Source organism: Amycolatopsis pretoriensis (genome assembly GCF_900107925.1).
In the GTDB taxonomy this organism is placed as follows: Bacteria; Actinomycetota; Actinomycetes; order Mycobacteriales; family Pseudonocardiaceae; genus Amycolatopsis; species Amycolatopsis pretoriensis.
This window is the reverse complement of record NZ_FNUJ01000008.1, coordinates 445,382-461,638: the sequence shown is the minus strand read 5'-3', so window position 1 is coordinate 461,638 and position 16,257 is coordinate 445,382. Positions and strand designations below refer to the sequence as shown.

General features: G+C 70.9%; 12 protein-coding genes and 1 pseudogene. 7 read left to right on the top strand and 6 right to left on the bottom strand.

Translation table 11 applies throughout. The features are described 5' to 3' along the window. Both BLV96_RS35575 and BLV96_RS35570 read right to left on the bottom strand, forming a co-directional pair. Positions 1-263, bottom strand: a pseudogene (locus BLV96_RS35575) (fasciclin domain-containing protein); the annotation flags it as partial. A 115-nt stretch (positions 264-378) separates the two neighbouring features. Next, the gene (locus tag BLV96_RS35570) at positions 379-1,950 is read right to left on the bottom strand and encodes a molybdopterin-dependent oxidoreductase (RefSeq protein WP_208608407.1); all 1,572 of its coding nucleotides are present in this window, start codon (positions 1,948-1,950) and stop codon (positions 379-381) included. 314 nt (positions 1,951-2,264) lie between these two features. On the opposite strand from BLV96_RS35570, the gene sigK reads away from it, so the two are divergent. The 3 genes from sigK to BLV96_RS35555 all read left to right on the top strand — a co-directional run bounded on the left by sigK (position 2,265) and on the right by BLV96_RS35555 (position 5,212). Beyond that, entirely contained in the window at positions 2,265-2,858 is a 594-nt protein-coding gene (gene sigK, locus BLV96_RS35565) for an ECF RNA polymerase sigma factor SigK (RefSeq protein ID WP_086677962.1), read from the top strand. Then, complete coding sequence (locus BLV96_RS35560; RefSeq protein ID WP_086677961.1) at positions 2,855-3,574, top strand: anti-sigma factor; 720 nt, start codon at positions 2,855-2,857, stop codon at positions 3,572-3,574. The genes sigK and BLV96_RS35560 overlap by 4 nt, the downstream gene beginning before the upstream one ends. A gap of 963 nt (positions 3,575-4,537) precedes the next feature. Beyond that, positions 4,538-5,212 carry an HU family DNA-binding protein gene (locus BLV96_RS35555; protein ID WP_086677960.1) on the top strand — a complete coding sequence of 225 codons (675 nt, stop codon included), beginning with the start codon at positions 4,538-4,540 and terminating at the stop codon, positions 5,210-5,212. Between the two features lie 109 nt (positions 5,213-5,321). Here the strand turns inward: BLV96_RS35555 and BLV96_RS35550 are convergent, their stop codons facing one another. Next, positions 5,322-8,774 (bottom strand): CHAT domain-containing protein, encoded by a 3,453-nt coding sequence (locus BLV96_RS35550; RefSeq protein WP_086677959.1) that lies wholly within the window; start codon positions 8,772-8,774, stop codon positions 5,322-5,324. Between the two features lie 62 nt (positions 8,775-8,836). Here BLV96_RS35550 and BLV96_RS35545 point away from each other — a divergent pair, with 62 nt between their 5' ends. Continuing rightward, positions 8,837-10,009 carry an SEFIR domain-containing protein gene (locus BLV96_RS35545; protein ID WP_086677958.1) on the top strand — a complete coding sequence of 391 codons (1,173 nt, stop codon included), beginning with the start codon at positions 8,837-8,839 and terminating at the stop codon, positions 10,007-10,009. 112 nt (positions 10,010-10,121) lie between these two features. Continuing rightward, positions 10,122-10,643, top strand: coding sequence for an RICIN domain-containing protein (locus BLV96_RS35540; RefSeq protein WP_086677957.1), 522 nt, complete (start codon positions 10,122-10,124; stop codon positions 10,641-10,643). A 102-nt stretch (positions 10,644-10,745) separates the two neighbouring features. On the opposite strand, the gene BLV96_RS35535 is transcribed toward BLV96_RS35540, so the two are convergent. From BLV96_RS35535 to BLV96_RS35525, 3 genes are all read right to left on the bottom strand, one after another. Then, positions 10,746-11,156, bottom strand: coding sequence for a histone-like nucleoid-structuring protein Lsr2 (locus tag BLV96_RS35535; protein WP_086677956.1), 411 nt, complete (start codon positions 11,154-11,156; stop codon positions 10,746-10,748). Between the two features lie 196 nt (positions 11,157-11,352). Beyond that, positions 11,353-11,544: a hypothetical protein gene (locus BLV96_RS35530; protein ID WP_086673238.1), complete on the bottom strand. Its 192-nt coding sequence runs from the start codon at positions 11,542-11,544 to the stop codon at positions 11,353-11,355. A gap of 346 nt (positions 11,545-11,890) precedes the next feature. Next, positions 11,891-12,553, bottom strand: a complete 663-nt coding sequence (locus tag BLV96_RS35525; RefSeq protein WP_086673240.1) for an HU family DNA-binding protein — start codon at positions 12,551-12,553, stop codon at positions 11,891-11,893. A gap of 762 nt (positions 12,554-13,315) precedes the next feature. Here BLV96_RS35525 and BLV96_RS35520 point away from each other — a divergent pair. Both BLV96_RS35520 and BLV96_RS35515 read left to right on the top strand, forming a co-directional pair. After that, positions 13,316-15,058, top strand: a complete 1,743-nt coding sequence (locus BLV96_RS35520) for an ATP-binding protein (RefSeq protein WP_086673242.1) — start codon at positions 13,316-13,318, stop codon at positions 15,056-15,058. Positions 15,059-15,095: 37 nt separating this feature from the next. Beyond that, positions 15,096-16,256, top strand: coding sequence for an exonuclease SbcCD subunit D (locus BLV96_RS35515; RefSeq protein WP_086673244.1), 1,161 nt, complete (start codon positions 15,096-15,098; stop codon positions 16,254-16,256). Position 16,257 lies beyond the last annotated feature (1 nt).

The following is a 16,257-nucleotide window of genomic DNA, read 5'->3' as shown; positions in this document are numbered from 1 at the left end:
ACCGGCTGCGGGCCCATCGAGTCCAGCGAACCGGGCGCGGAACCCTGCGGCAGCTGCGAACAGGCGGGACCGAAGACGTCGGCGTTGGTGGTCACACCGTCGGACGCGCCGGAAGCCATGCTCGACGACGGCGCGGCCATCGACGACGACGGAGCCGGGGCGCTGCTGGAGGCGGACGAACCGGTGTCGCTGCTGCCGCACGCGGTGAGGGTGAGCGCGGCGGCCGCGGTCAGACCGATTCCGGCAATACGAAGGTTACGCACGAGAATTCACTCCAATTGATTACGCGGCTGAGGCTGGCCGAGTCGGCGAAAACCTCTTGTTGTCAGTGATTCGGGGCCCGGCGGGAACCGGATTGGTGGATCGGGAAGAAAATTTTCAGGCTGCGGTGAACGTGACGTTGTGCCACCCCGTCGCGCCGTCGGGCACCGTGCCCGCCCGCTGGTCGGTCTGGGTGTAACCGGACTTGTCGGTGGCACGGCAGAACACCTGGTGCACCCCGGCCGGGATGTCGAGCTCGGTCCACCACATCCGCCACGTGTTCGGGTTGACCTCCTGCGACAGCGTGGTTTCCTGCCACGGTCCCTGGTCGACGCGGACCTCGACCTTCTCGATCCCCGTGTGCTGAGCCCACGCGACCCCCGCGACCCGCACTTTTCCCGTTCGGACGTTCGCGAACCCACGGTGCGAGTCGATCCGCGACTCCGTCTTGATGGGCGCTTCCTGACTCCAGCCACGCTTGAGCCAGTACGCCTGCCGGGCGGCCCACGTGGTGACTTCGATATCGACGACCCATTTGGTGGCGGAGACATAACCGAACAGGCCGGGCGTGACCAGCCGGGCCGGGAACCCGTGCTCCAACGGCAACGGCTCGCCGTTCATCCCGATCGCGAGCATCGCACCGCGCCCGCGGTCCTGCGCCGCCGCGACCGGCGTACCCGAGGTCCAGCCGTCGACACTGGTGCAGAACAACTGCTCGGCACCGGGTTTCACCCCGGCTTCGGCGAGCAGGTCGGCCAGGTCGACACCGATGAAGTTCGACGTGGACACGTAGTCGCCACCGACCTCATTGGACACACACGTCATCGTGACCGTGCGCTCGACCAGCGGCCGGCTGCGGATGTCTTGGTAGCTGTAGCGGATTTCACGGTCGACCATGCCGTGCAGCCGCAGGCTCCAGTCCTCGGTCCGCACTTGCGGCACCGACAACGCGGTGTCGACGCGGTAGAACTTGTCGTTCGGTGTCAGGAACGGCGGCGTACCGAGCTTGGCGAAGTCCGCGTCGGCCGGGATCGTCGGCGCGGTGCGCGCGGGAACCAGCTTGCCGACCGCTTCCCGGGACGCGGTGGCATCGCGGGACGAGCTGATCAGCTGACCACCGAGCCCGGCCGCGCCGGCGCCGACGACGACTCCGGCGCCGCCCAGCAGGAACGCCCGCCGCGACGTGCCGGACTTCTCGTCCGCGTCCGGCTCCCGCCACACGCGCGGCGCGATCCGGTGCAGCAGCAGGAACACGGCGATGCCCACGACCAGGCTGGCGATCGGCGCGAGCAGCGCCACGGCGGTCAGGTCGGGCCGCTCGAACACGGCGAAGGCGCCGACGAGGCCGAAGAGGGCGATGAGCACGGTGCCGGGTACTGGGGACCGTCGCGAAAGGACACCCGCCAGCGCGGCGACGCCGACCATCACGACGGCCATACTGCCGAGCAGCACCAGCTTGTCGTAGGTCCCGAACGTGCGGACGGCGAAGTCCTTCAGCTCGACCGGGGTGAGGTCGATGGCGCCGTTGCCGACCGCGAGGTACGGCGAGGCGTTGACGTTGATGAACCCCGCTACGAGGTGCCCGGCCGCCAGCGCGGCGGCCAGGGCGAGAACACCGGTGAACGCGGCAGCGAAAAACCGTAGCCGGCTGCGCGGCGGTGCTTCCGGATCGAGTTCGGTGGCGGTCATACCGTCAATTCGACGCGGCGCGGTCGAAGTATTGGTCGTGCTGCCTGCGTCACACTGGATCGGGTGAAAAGAAGTCTCACGGGCAGCTGATGACCTGGCCGGCGTAGGTCAGCTCGGCGCCGAACCCGAACAGCAGCACCGGCGCGCCGACCGGACGACACCGCGGCTTGGCGGATCCACTGTGGACAGCCAAGTTCCGCTCCTCCGTGCGGGTGACCAGCCGGGTTTCTCGTCGCAACACCAATCCGCGTGGGCCGGCCGGGACGAACTCCTCGTGACACGCCGCCCACCGCGGCGCCGGAAGGACAGGTGCCATGACCGCCCACGCAGTCGCGCTCCGCACCGTCACCGGTCCGGAGCCGCGGAACTCACCGGAACAGCTGCTCGCCCGCACCGCGCTGGGGGACGAGCAGGCCTTCGCCGCGCTCTACGACCTGCTGGTCGGGCCGATCTTCGGCACCGTGCTCCAGGTGCTGCGCTCCCGGGCCCACGCCGAAGAGGTCACCCAGGAGGTCCTCCTGGAGATCTGGCGCAAGGCAGCCACGTTCGACGCCCGACGCGGACGCGTGCAGACCTGGGCACTGACCATCGCCCACCGCCGCGCGATCGACCGGGTCCGGTCCGAGCAGTCCGCGATCAACCGGGAAGACCGAGCCGAGCGACTCGATCTGCGTCGCCCCTACGACGACGTCACCGAGGCGACGCTCGATCAGCTCGACCGCGCGCAGGTCCGCGCCGCGCTGGCAGTCCTGACCGACCTCCAGCGGGAATCGATCCTGCTCGCCTACTTCCAGGGCTACACCACCCGGGAGGTTTCCGAAAAGCTCGGTGTCGCGGTCGGCACCGTCAAGACCCGCATGCGCGACGGACTCGTCCGCCTGCGTGACGCCCTGGGAGTGCACCGATGACCACCGCCGACGCCCACATCCTCGCCGGCGCGTACGCCCTTGACGCGGTCGACGACCTCGAACGCGCCGCGTTCACCCGCCACCTGGGCGAATGCCCCGTCTGCGCCGAAGAAGTCGCCGGCTTCCGCGAGACCGCCGCCCTCCTGGCCACCGCCGTCGCCGTCGGCCCGGACGAGACCTTCCGCCGGCGAGTGCTCATCGAGGTCTCCCAGACGCGCCAGCAGCCACCCCGTGTCCCCGCTGAGCCAGCGGTACCGGCACGCCGCACCCCGTGGCACCGGCGTGCGCTGATCGGGGTGGCGTCGGTCGCCGCCGCGGCGGCGGTGCTCGTCGGCGGCATCAGCATCGGACTGGACCAGTCGGTGTCCGGCCGTCCGGTGCCGGTGGCCGAGGGTGGCGCGGTGGCCTCCGCGCCCGACGCGACCACCGTGCGCGCGACCGCGAATGGCGGCGGCTCGGTCTCGGCCACGGCCTCCCGGCAGCTGGGCAAGGTCCTCGTCGCCGCGCGGGAGCTGCCGCGACTGGACGCCGGTCACGCCTACGAGGTGTGGCTGACCGGGCCGGGCGCACCGCGGTCGGCAGGGCTGATCGGCGCCGAGGGCACCCTCGAAGTGGCCCTGCCCACGGGCATCGACGGTGTCGCGGTGACCGTCGAGCCCGCCACCGGATCCCTGCAGCCGACCACGCCCTCGATCGCGAACCTCACGGTCAGCTGAACCAGTACGCGGGCCCGGTCACCGCGATGACCGGGCCTGCGCCGCACTGCCAACCACAGATGCGGAAGTCGACAGGGCCACGGCCGTGGTTCTGGACCGGGCGTTGCTCGCCGAGCTCGGGCGCAGATGCCGGACGCCCTGCGTTGCATCGTCTTCGTAGCCTGTTGTCGTCTGCCGCCGTCGCATGGTGCTGCTGTGCCTGGAGACGAACGCGGCCTGGACGCCCGAGTTCCATCCCGGCGACATCCTCAGGCTTCCCGCCAAGGCATCTTGACGGCCTTGGCGGTCCGGCGCGGGCGAGCACGCCGGCCCGGCCACCGGGTCGACGTCCCGAAGCCGGGCGGCTTCGAGCGGGAACTCCGGACAGCCGAGGACCCCGCGACGGTCGATGTTCTCGATCGCGCACTGCGACCCTCGGGGGCGACAGGACGGCGGCTGAAGCGGTCTTGCTTGCCCTGGCCTGGGACTTGGCCGTCGCACCCTGGGCCGAGCAGACGACGGTGACGCTCGTGGGATTCGGAGAGAGCACGCCCGGCCGCGCGTCGAGCCGCGACGCGAGGTCTGCAAGCCGAACCGGCGAATGAAATCCGCTACTGGCCGCGTCGCTCGGAGTGGAACCGGATGAGGAGACCAGCGCCTTGGCCGGTTCGCTGCTGTCCGGCCGAACGTAGGTACTCGTTGCGCCGTCTGGGTTTCTCGCGAACCAGGTCGAACAATTGATCGACTCGATGCGCGTCCTATATGGACTCGACTGCCGTCGCTGTTGCGAATCAGCAGGTCAGAGGCGTTGGCGGTGAATCCGTCGCTGTCGCCGCGGCGGATGTGGAGGTGGTCGATCGAGACTTTCTTGGCGACACAGCAGAGTTTGTGGTCACCCTTGTTTGGAATTTCGGGCGCAGGGGGATTACTCTGTGCGACGTCGGCCGATGGGCCTGACGGCTAGTTCCACTATGGAGGACTGGAATGACGAACAAGGCCCAGCTGATCGAGGCGCTGTCGGAGCGTCTGGGCGACGACAAGAAGGTGGCTGCGCAGGCCGTTGACGGCTTGGTGGACATCATCATCCGTACGGTCAACAAGGGCGAGAAGGTCAACATCACCGGTTTCGGTGTGTTCGAGAAGCGCGCTCGCGCCGCTCGCACTGCGCGCAACCCGCGTACCGGTGAGGCCGTGAAGGTCAAGAAGACCAACGTTCCCGCCTTCCGCGCCGGCACGACGTTCAAGGACGTCATCTCCGGCAGCAAGAAGCTCCCGAAGGCCACGCCGGTCAAGCGTGCCACCGCGACCGCGGCCCGGGCGACGGCCACGAAGACCGCGGCCGCCGCGGCTCCGGCCAAGGCGACGACGACCCGCACCACGCGTGCGGCCGCCGCGAAGCCGGCCACCACGCGGGCGACGACCACGCGGACCCGCGCCACCGCGGCGAAGCCGGCCGCGAAGGCCACCGCCACCAAGGCGGCTCCGAAGACCGCGGCGGCGAAGACCACCGCGGCCAAGGCCACCACGGCGAAGGCGACCACCACGCGGGCGAAGGCCGCCGCCAAGCCGGCCGCTGCCGCCAAGACCGCCACCGCGGCGAAGAAGCCGGCCGCAGCCAAGGCCGCGGCCAAGCGCACCTCGGCTGCCAAGAAGAAGTAACTTCGCTTCACCTCGAAGGGCCCCGCGCCGGTTGGCGCGGGGCCTTTCGCGTGACCGGAGAGATCGGGTCAGCCGTCGGCCACCAACCAGAACGGCCGGATCAACGTCGTCAGCAACCGACGTGGACGTGGCCGGCCCAGTGACTCGGCACGCCGGGCATGACATCCCGGGTCTCGGCGACCGCCGCCCTGAGCGCGGTGGCCGAGACCGCGGTGTCCGGCACGCCTTTTTCGCCCCGCAGCCGGCTGTAGAACCCCGTCGCGATCATGCGGGCGGACCTGTCGTTGACGGGCCAGAGAGTGCCGATCACGTGCCGGTAGCCGATCAGCTGGACCGCGGACGTGATGTGCAGGGCCTGGTCGGCCAGTTGCGGTGCGGCGTCCGATGTGGAGCACGCCGACAGGTAGCACAGCGCGGCTCCGGCGAAGTCCAAGCCCGCGAGCCCGCGCAAGGTGAGCGGGCTGGTGTCGTGGTCGGCGAGGAGCAGGCGCGAGAAGCCCGGCGCGGCCCAGTCGGAGACGCCGTGGCACGCCAGGTGGCTGATGGCCGCCCGCCGCATCGCCGTCACGACGGCGTCCGCGACGGCGGCTTCACCGGTGAGCAGCCGGGCCTCCGGGAGCAGCGCGCTCAACGCGGCGACTTCGGCCGCGACGCCACGCAGCCGCGCGGCATCCGGTGGTGAAGGCACGGAGACGAGCACGGCGGTGCCGTCCCCCTCGGCGCGTTCCGCGGCGTAGCCCAACGCCCGCAACGTCGGCGTGTACGACGACACGACCCGGTCGAGGACGGTCCGGCCGGCTCCTTCGCGGTGGTGACCCGCGGCGTGGATCGGGAAGTAACCCATGACGCCGATCGGGCACCACCACACGCGTTCCGGCTCGCCGAGCTCGGCCAGGATCGGACCGGCGAAGGCGTCCCACAGCCACTCGAGGATCCCGGACACCTGCCGTTCGGCCGACACCCTCGTCACGTACGCCTTGTCGGTGCTCGCCGCGATCGCCGCGCGAAGTTCGTTGGCCCGGGCGAAGACCTCGTCGCTGCGCAGGTTCTCGTCGAGCTCGACGATCCGGACGGGAGCGTCGGCGCGGACCACCAGCGCCCCGCAGCCGTCGTTGTGCGCGTACACGTACACCACCGGCCCGCCGCGCGCGGCCGAGCGCAGCTCGCTCAGTTCCGGTGGCCGCAGGAAGTTCTTCAGCCCGGGCCTGCCCCGCGCCTCGACGACCAGGTCACGCCAGCGCCGGTCGAGCCGTTCCCGCCGTTGGGCGGCATCGGGTGTGGCGAGCGGGTCGTCGTCGGCCGGTTCGTCGGCCGCGAACTCGCCGAGGACCTCGTCGACGCGGTCGGCGACGTCCGGGGCCAGCCGGCGCAGGTCGGCGAAGTCCGCACCGCGCTCCTGCATCGTCTCCGCCTGGAGCAAGCCACGGACCTGCTCCAGCAGCTCCACCGCGCGATCCGGCGCACCGGTGAGGCAGAACGTCCGGCCGAGCTGAGCGGCGAACCCGTTGATCCGGCCGAGGAGGTGCTCCCGGTCGTCGCGGCCGAGCGCGCGCCCGGCCAAGCGCGGGAGGAGTGCGACGGCGTCTTCGAGGTGGGCGGTGGCGGTCTCGAGGTCCTCCTCGGCCACGGCCAGAGCCGCCGCGGACCGCGCGGCCCAGATCCGCAGGAGCGGGACCGCGCGCGGCGACCGGGCCGCGTCGGTGTAGCAGCGCAGCGCTTCCGCCCGGAGGCTGGTGGTGCCGTCGACGTCGTGCAGCGTGCTGAGGGCGAGGCCGAGGTTCGCCCGGACGGACGGCAGGTCCGGGTGCCCGTCGTCGATCAAGCCGATCGCGGCACGACCTTGCTCGACGGCGTCGCGGAGGTGCCGGGGATCACCGGTGCGTTGCCACCGCGACCGGCTGATGATCATCTTGTTCGACAGCCTGGCCGGCAGGTCCGGCGAGCCCGGGGGAGTGGCCTGCACGGCCGCGCGGCTCAACCGGTCGGCTTCGGCCAGCATTTCGTCGTCTCCGGCCGCGGCGGAAACCGTGCGGAGCAGCAGCGCGGTGGTGTTCAGCACCGTGGGGAACTCGGGAGCCTGCTCCGACACGTCGAGCACGGCTTCTCGGGCGGCCCGCGCCGCCTCGACGGCGACTTCGGGTGCGCGGGTCCGTTCGAACAGGCTGCGCAGCACCGCGCAGAGGTCGGCGAGCCGTCCGGGGCGGCTCGGTGCCGGTTTCGGCGTCCGCGCGACCACTTCACGCGCGCGGTCCGCGGCTTCGCGAAGCGAGGCGAGGTCACCGGACTGCCGGAAGCGGGCGTGCAGCGCGTGCGAGAGGTTCGCCGCGGCGGCCGTGCGGCGTGGATCGCGTTCGTCCATACCGCCGAGCGCGGCCCGGCCGGTCGTGATCGCGAGGTCGAGGGCATCCGGTGACCGGGTGCGGGAGAACCGGGTCCGGTGGATCAGGCTGAGGTTGGCGCGCAGCGCGGCGGCGTCGGCCGGCTGGTGCGCCGCGGCCGCGATGGCGTTTTCCGTGTGCTTTTCGGCCTCGTCGAGGAGGGCGGTTTCGTGCGTGCGTTCGTGCAGGCTGAGCAAGCTCATGGCGAGGTTGCCCAGGACTACGCGTGCTTCGGGCCGGCCGGGGCCGAGGTCCTCGGCGACGGCTCGGCCCGCGGACACCGCTTCGGCGAGGGTGGCGGTGGACCCGTCGCCGTCGAACAGGGCGTTGAGCGCGGCGGTGTGGTTGGCGTGCACCCGGATCGCCTCGGGTGTGCCGAGCGGAACGAGCTTCGCGGCTTCCCCGGTCAGGTCGGCTGCCTCGCGAAGTTTTTCGAGTCCTCCGCTGAGCGAGTGCTCCGCTTGGAGCGCGGCGGCGAGAACCTGGTTCGCACCCGCTCGATCCGCCGAGCCGGCCAGCGCTGCCCGGGCGACGGCGACGCCTTCTGCCGTCGTGTTCGCGTCCCCGCGGTGGAGACCGAGCGCCACGAGCGCCTGGCTGAGGTGGATGTGCGCGGTCCGGCTGCCTTCGCCGGCCGCGACCGCGGCCCGTCCGGCGGAGACGGCTTCGGGAAGCAAACCGGGGTCCGGCAGGTGTTCGGCGGCCAGCTGGAGGGCCGCGCACAGGTTGGACAGCGACGCGCTCCGCTGATCGCCGGCCGCGGTGCGGAACAAGTCCAGCGCGGGCAGGAGCACCGCGCGGTCACCGGACTCCAGGAACCGCCGCACGAGCCGGTTCGCCGCCGTCCCGGCGGTCGTCGTCCCCCCGGCCAGCAGCGGCCACATGGCGACGGGCACCAGGGCGGGGGCCGAGTCCGCGAAAGAGCCGAGCAGTGCTACGGAAAGCCGTAGGTCGTCGTCTTCGCCCGTGACGCTGTGGCGTAACCAGTGCAGGGTGCCGAGCGCGTGGCGGACCTGCAGGTCCACCTCCACATCGGCCGCGGCGGCCAAGGCCGAGAGGCAGCGGTCGGCGTCGGCCGACGTGAGCACCTCCGGATCGGCGGTCTCCCCGAAGCGGGTCACCAGGCCGACGAGGTCGCGCAACGCGGCGTCACGTCCGGGGTTCCGCTCGTCGTCCGGGGGCACGCGGCCAGGATGCCACGACCGGCGGGCTACTCTGGCCGCTCGCGACCGGCCGGGGAGGCGCCGTGGAGGAAGAACTGTGCGAGCTGTCGTTCGGCTTGGTGGACGCCGGTGCCCGGACGATCGATGCGGAGCCGGCCAAGGTCGACCTGGGCACGCTGCGGCTGCGCGGCTGGCACGTCGACGCCGTGCGGTCCCCGGCCGGCTTCGGCGACCACGACGTCCATCTCCTGAAGATCAACGCGGAACTGCGTCGGGAACCCGGAGTTCCCGGCCCGCGGTGGTTCGAAGTGGGCTACACCTTTTCCGCGCCCGGGAACGGTGACGCGATCGTCGTCGACGCGATCCCGCGCACGGTCCTGGCACCGCAGCCGGCGGCTTCCCACCGGCTTGACGGTGGCCTCGCTTTCGTCGCCGGCCAAGGTGACCTCCACCTCCCGGCGTACGAGCCGGTGGTGGACGTGTTCGGCCTCGGCGGGCCGGACGTCCGCTGGCGGTACTCCGCGGCCGGCGTCCACCCGGGTTCGCGCGTGTCGTGGCTGGTTCTCGCCGTGCCGCCGGGAAGCCCGGAGGTCGAGGTGGAGGTGGCGATGCGCCACGACCTCACGCCGGACGACGCTCTCGGAATGGTGCCGACGGCGGACCACTCCCGGTTCACCCTCCGGCTGGACCGGGGCACTCGCGCGGTGGAACCGGAGAGCGCGCCCGCGGTCCGGGTGACCGGGACGGCGGCGCCCCGCGTGTTCATCTCCTACACCCACGACGACGCCCGGCACGTGGAAGCGGTGCGGAAGCTCGCCGACTTCCTGTGCGAGTGCGGGATCGACACGCACCTCGACCGCTGGGACCTGGAGCAGCGCCGCAACTGGGGTCACTGGGCGATCCACAACATCCGGGCCGCCGACTTCGTGCTGGTCGTCGCCTCTCCGCTCTGCAAGGCCGTCGGCAACGGCGAAGTCGCCAACAAGGCGAACCGGGGCATGCAGTCCGAGCTCGTCGTGCTGGCCGACAAGCAGCACACCGATCGCGAAACGTGGACGAAGAAGCTCCTCCCGGTCGTGCTCCCGCCGCACACACCGGACGACCTGCCGGACTTCCTGCTGCCCCAGTCGGCCGACCACTACGTGGTGTCCGCGCCGACCGTCGAGGGCGCGGAGAGCCTCCTGCGGACGATCACCCGCCAGCCGAAGTTCACGAGGCCGCGGGTCGCGGCCGAAGTGATCCGGTTCGACGACTGAAGCTGTCGACGGATTGTCGAAGACCTGTCGACGGGCCGACGGAGGATGCGTCCTGAGGCCGGTGGGCGGGGCCACTGCCTCGATCTGGTGCCGACCGGAAGAGGGAGCAACCATGAAGATCCGCACCAAGGTGTTCGCGGCGGTTTCAGCGGGCCTGATGGCCGTGGGGATGACCGTGCTGGGCGCGGGGGTCGCGCACGCCGCCGATCCGCATCCCATCAAGAACGTCAACGGCTTGTGCCTGGAACCGCTGGACAAGTCGGTCGAGCTGTTCGCGTCGATCGTGCAGGTGGACTGCGACGGGTCCGCCGCGCAGCGCTGGAGCGCGCAGGGCTTCGGGGGAACCAACCGGTGGCAGTTCGCCAACGAGGCGAGTCACCTGTGCTTCGACGCCTTCGACGGCGCCTTCAACCAGGCGCGGCTCCTGCAGAACCAGTGCGCGCCGATCAGCAACGACCAGTTCAAGAGCAGCAGATCGCTGCCGGACGTCGTGACGCTGATGGCCAGGGTGGGGTTCCGGGACACCGGTTTCTGCATCGACGTGCCGGGCAACGCGAGCACGCGGCGGCTGGCCGTGCAGCTGTTCCAGTGCAACAACACCGACGCGCAGAAGTGGCTGGTCGGGTTCGCGTGATGGTGAACTGAGCGGGCCTGCGTCGGCGGCGAAGACGCTTCGTCCTCGCCGCCGACGGGCCGCGGCCTCGATCTCTCCCCAGTGATCTGCCCGCCACCGCCGTCACTTCTTGGCGGCGGCGACCTTCTTGCGCGGGGCGCGCTTGCGCGGCGCGGCCGGGGCCTCGGTCTCGGCGACCTGGGCCTGCTCGTAGGCCGAGATCACCTCGGAGGACAGGCGGCCGCGCTCGGAGACCTCGTAGCCGTTCGCGTTCGCCCAGGCGCGGATCTGCTGGTTGCGCTCGCGGTCGGTCGTGCTGGTCGTGGTCGACTGCCCGGTGGCGACGCGCACCTTGCGGCCGCCGATGCGCCGGCCGGCCCCGATGTAGCGGGCGAGCTCGTCGCGCAGGGCGGCGGCGTTGTCGTCCGAAAGGTCGATTTCGTAGGTGACGCCGTCGAGGCCGAACTGAACGGTCTGGGCAGCGGCGCTGCCATCGATGTCGTCCAGGATCTCGACGAGGACTTTCTGGGCCACGGGAATGCTCCTCAAGCTGGATGTGCGTCCGGGGAACGTGACGTGTGACAAGTTGCACAATGATCGACGTTCTCAGGTGGAGTGTATCCACCCGGGGATCGGTACGGCAATTTCCCCGTGCTTCCCGTGATTCGGCGGTCCTGAGTGGACGCACGGCGCCGGTTCCACAGTGGAAACCCGGCGCGGCGCCCGGCCGTCAGGTTCCGGACGGCGTCGAGCCCTGCTCGCCGTGGTGGTAGGGCGGATCCGTCTCGAGCGCCTCGTCGGCCTCCTCCTCGACGGGATCCGAGAGGTCGGCTTTCTCGGCGGCCTCTTTGGCCTCTTCGATGTGCCGCCGCGAGCGGGCGAGGTCCGCTTCGGGCTCTTCGTGGTTCTCGTTCGCCGCCATCACAACTCCTTGCCGGGGGCAATTCCGTGGTGGGTGGTTACCCGCTTGGCGGGACGGCAACCGCGGGGGGTGGAGATCGATTCTTTCGGGGGCATTGCGGAATCCGGGACGGGGAATCGCGGGGCGGGTCTCGAGCGCTGTGGCGGCGTTGTGGTGCTTGGTGCAGCCCAGCCGGCGCTGTGGTCCGCCTGTGGGGTGGAAGCGCGTGGGGGGTCGTTACGGCCGCCTGTCGCGGGAGTTCGGTTCGCTTGTGCTGCGCGTGGCCGGGTCCGGGGAACGCCGTTCCCCCGAAACGCCGAAGGGCCCCGCACCAGCCGGTGCGGGGCCCTTCCGGGTGAAGACGGTGTTACTTCTTCTTGGCGGCCGACGTGCGCTTGGCCGGGGCCTTGGCAGCCGTGGTCTTCTTCGCGGCGGCGGTCTTGGTCGCGGCCGGCTTGGCGGCGGCCTTCGCCCGCGTGGTGGTCGCCTTCGCCGTGGTGGCCTTGGCCGCGGTGGTCTTCGCCGCGGTCTTCGGGGCCGCCTTGGTGGCGGTGGCCTTGGCGGCCGGCTTCGCCGCGGTGGCGCGGGCCCGCGTGGTCGTCGAGCGCGTGGTGGCCGGCTTGGCGGCAGCGGCGCGCGTGGTGCGGGTCGTGGTGGCCTTCGCCGGAGCGGCGGCGGCCTTGGTGGCGGTCGCCCGGGTCGTCGTCGCCGCCGCGGTGGCGCGCTTGACCGGGGTCGCCTTGGGCAGCTTCTTGCTGCCGGAGATGACGTCCTTGAAGGTGGTGCCGGCGCGGAAGGCGGGCACGTTGGTCTTCTTGACGCGCACGGCCTCACCGGTACGCGGGTTCCGGGCGGTGCGGGCCGCGCGGGCGCGCTTCTCGAACACCCCGAAGCCGGTGATGTTGACCTTTTCGCCCTTGTTGACCGTCCGGATGATGATGTCCACCAGACCGTCAACGGCCTGCGAAGCCACCTTCTTGTCGCCCAGACGCTCCGACAGCGCCTCGATCAGCTGGGCCTTGTTCGTCATTCCAGTCCTCCATAGTGGAACTACTAGTCACGGCCCATCTCGGCCGACACTGCACACGGTATTACCAATACCGCACAAAATCCAACCGGAGGTCGAAATATTTCCTTGCGAGGGCGCTGGTTCCGCCTCCCGAGGGAGGTTCGTGAGACGGCACCCGGAATGGAAAGCGGACGTCGACCATGGCTCTGAGCAGGCAAAACATGGTACGGGGGCCGTCCACTGTGGTCGTCCATATAGGACCCAGGGGGTTCCGCGCGGATTTTTGCGCGACACGCCGGTGCGAGGCCTCCGAGCGTGTGTCCGGGGCCACGCGGAGCCCGATCCCGCGTAGCGGCGGGGGTTCCCGGGCGCCGGATCAGGCTTGCCCTGGCGCCGCCGGGGATCTCGCTGCGGAGCCCGGGAGACCGATCGCGTGGGGCGGCCGCGTCGATCGACGGCCGTAACGCCGAACTCGTCGTGGACGACCTCTCCGGCGTGCGGGGCCATCCGCGGTCGACGGGCGAACAGTCCTTCCACGGCAGGCAGCACCGCGATCTCCCGCTGCGGTTCGTGCGGTTCGGGACCGGTACCGCCATCGAGTCGGTAAGTGACGGAAAAAGCCGTGCGGTGACTGAAGATCTTCCCCGTAGGGTGAACTCACTCGTTCGGCCCAGTGTGACCGCTCCGGTACGCAGCAGGCGCTACGCCGTGTTGGGCGCGGGACTGTCGGTCCGGCGGGCTAGTCTGCCGCGGGAGGAAGACCCGGGTGCGACAGGGAGAACCGTGGACCAGGAGACGCTCACCACCGTGGTCGGCCGGGTGGCCGGGACCGAGGACTCGACGCCGCTGCAGTTCCACGTGGCCATCGATCCGGATGCCTATCTGCAGCTCGACGACGTCGTCGTCACCCGCAGGCAACTGCCCGGCCTCGGCGAAGTCACCTCCTACGGCGTCGTCACGCAGGTGAGCGCGCGGCACGAAGGTGCCAGCTTCGGCAGCGATGTCTTCCTGATCTCCGACGGTGTCCTGCCCGCGCAGGTGCAGGAGATCGCCGAGATCGCGACCACCCGCGTCGAGCCCGAGTGCTACGTGCCGCCGAAGCCGGGCAGCCAAGTGTCCAGGGCGGTGGGGGAGGATCGCGCGCAGGCGCTGTACTTCGACAACATGACCCGCCAGGTGGCCGTCGGCCTGGGGCGGGACGGCGAACCCGTCTACCTCAACATGGACTTCCTCGACGGCACCCGCGGGGCGCACGTCAGCATCTCCGGGGTCTCCGGCGTCGCCACCAAGACGTCGTTCGCGTTGTTCCTGCTGCACTCGATCTTCCGCGGCGGCGCCCTGCCGAACGCCCACAACGCCAAGGCCCTCGTCTTCTCCGTCAAGGGCGAGGACCTGCTGTTCCTCGACACCCCGAACCGCGCGCTCGACGAGAAGCTCAAGGCCGAGTACGCCAAGCTCGGCCTGCCCGCGGAGCCCTTCGCCTCCGTCGGCTTCTACGCGCCGCCCACGCCGTCGGACACCACCGGGAAGCCTTACGTCACCGGGCGGACCTCCGGGGTCGGCGCCTTCTGGTGGACCATCGCGGAGTTCTGCGCCGGCGACCTGCTGCCCTACGTCTTCGCCGACGCCGAAGACGAGCGCAACCAGTACACGATGGTCATCCACCAGGTCGCGAACCGCTTGCGGCTCGACAGCACGCCCGCGGGCAAGGACGGCGCCGCGAACGTCGACGGCGTCCTGTGCCGCACCTATGCCGAGCTCATCGACGTCATCTGCGAGCGCGTCACCGACGAGGAAACCCGCGCGAGCTGGGCGGGTGCCGTCACCGGCGCCGGCACGGTCAACGCCTTCATCCGCCGCCTGCGCTCCAGCCAGCGCGCGCTCAACGGCCTCATCCGGGGCGACCTCACCGACCACGCCGCGCGCAAGCTGTCCACGGAAAACCAGCAGGTGACGGTCGTGGACATCCACAACCTCGTCGAGCGCGCGCAGCGGTTCGTCGTCGGTGTCACGCTCGCCGCGGAGACCGCGCGCAAGGAAGCCGCCGGTCCGGGCGGGCTGCTGTTCACCATGCTGGACGAGCTCAACAAGTACGCCCCGCGTGAAGGCAGCAGCCCCATCAAGGAGGTGCTGCTGGACATCGCCGAGCGCGGCCGGTCCCTCGGCGTCATCCTGATCGGCGCGCAGCAGACCGCCTCCGAGGTCGAACGCCGGATCGTCAGCAACAGCTCGGTGCGCATCGTCGGCCGCCTCGACGCCGCGGAGGCTTCGCGTCCGGAATACGGCTTTCTCCCGGCCAGCCAGCGGGTCCGCGCGACGCTCGCCACGCCCGGCACGATGTTCGTGAGCCAGCCGGAGATCCCGGTGCCGATCGCCGTCGGCTTCCCGTTCCCGGCCTGGGCCACGCGGCTTTCCGAGGCCGGGCGGATCCCCGCGACGACAGCGGCGTCGAAGAAGTCCGATCCCTTCGCCGGCCTGCCGACGCGCGGCAGCGACCCCTTCGGCGACGACCCGCCGCCGTTCTGAGCCCGCCGGCCCGCACGGAAGAACGGAAGGACGAAGCGTGAAGTTCCTGCACACCTCCGACTGGCACGTCGGCAAGACGCTCAAGGGCCGCAACCGCCTGGACGAGCAGCGTGCGGTGCTCGGCGAAATCGTCCGGATCGCGCGGGACGAGCAGTTCGACGCCATCCTCGTCGCGGGCGACCTCTACGAGACGTCGGCGCCGTCGGCGGCCGCGCAGGAGCTCGTGGTGCGGGCCCTGATGGCGCTGCGCGAAACCGGTGCCGAGGTCGTCGCCATCGCCGGGAACCACGACCACGCCGCGACGTTCGAGGCGTACCGCCCGCTGCTGAAGGCGGCGGGCATCCAGCTCACCGGCGACCCGCGTCCGGTCCACGACGGCGGCGTCCACTCGTTCGACGCGCGGTCGACGGGCGAACGCGTCAACATCGCCGTGCTGCCCTTCCTGTCCCAGCGCTACGCGGTCCGCGCCGCCGAGCTGCTCACCGGGACCCCGGCGGACAACGTCGGCGAGTACGACCAGCGCGTGCGCGACATCCTGGAGCACCTCAAGACCGGGTTCACGCCCGGCGCGGTGAACCTCGTCATGGCGCACCTGACGGTGACCGGCGGGACGATGGGCGGCGGCGAGCGCGCGGCGCAGTCCATCTTCGAGTACCACGTGCCGGCCACGGCGTTCGGCGCCGATCCGCACTACGTGGCGCTGGGCCACCTGCACCGGCGCCAGTCGCTGCCCGCCGCGTGCCCGGTGCACTACAGCGGTTCGCCGTTCGCCGTCGACTTCGGCGAGCAGGACAACAAGAGCGTCGTCCTGGCCGTCGAGGTCACGCCGACGACACCAGCGAAGATCACCGAAATCCCGATGACCCAGGGGCGCCGGCTGCGGACCGTCCACGGCACGGTGGCGGAGCTCGTCGGCCGCAAGGAGGAGTTCGGCGAGGACTACCTGCGCGTCTACGTCCGCGAGGCGACCCGGGCCGGGTTGCGCGAGGAGATCCAGGAAGCCCTGCCCCAGGCCCTGGAAATCCGCATCGACCCGGAGTTCGCCGCCGCGGTGACGACGGCGAACGGCGACCGCGCGATCGCGGACCGTTCGCCGGGGGAGCTGTTCGCGAACTACTGCGAAGAGCGGACAGTCGAGGACAAGCGCGTCCAGTCGCTCTTCGCGCGGCTGCACGACGAAGAGACGAGCGGGGTGTGAC

Excerpts from the sequence above, each read along its gene's own strand:
- BLV96_RS35560 (WP_086677961.1), top strand. The coding sequence starts at position 2,855 with ATGACCACCGCCGACGCCCACATCCTCGCCGGCGCGTACGCCCTTGAC.
- BLV96_RS35570 (WP_208608407.1), bottom strand. The coding sequence starts at position 1,950 with ATGACCGCCACCGAACTCGATCCGGAAGCACCGCCGCGCAGCCGGCTA.
- sigK (WP_086677962.1), top strand. The coding sequence starts at position 2,265 with ATGACCGCCCACGCAGTCGCGCTCCGCACCGTCACCGGTCCGGAGCCG.
- BLV96_RS35525 (WP_086673240.1), bottom strand. The coding sequence starts at position 12,553 with ATGACGAACAAGGCCCAGCTGATCGAGGCGCTGTCGGAGCGTCTGGGC.
- BLV96_RS35540 (WP_086677957.1), top strand. The coding sequence starts at position 10,122 with ATGAAGATCCGCACCAAGGTGTTCGCGGCGGTTTCAGCGGGCCTGATG.
- BLV96_RS35530 (WP_086673238.1), bottom strand. The coding sequence starts at position 11,544 with ATGGCGGCGAACGAGAACCACGAAGAGCCCGAAGCGGACCTCGCCCGC.
- BLV96_RS35555 (WP_086677960.1), top strand. The coding sequence starts at position 4,538 with ATGACGAACAAGGCCCAGCTGATCGAGGCGCTGTCGGAGCGTCTGGGC.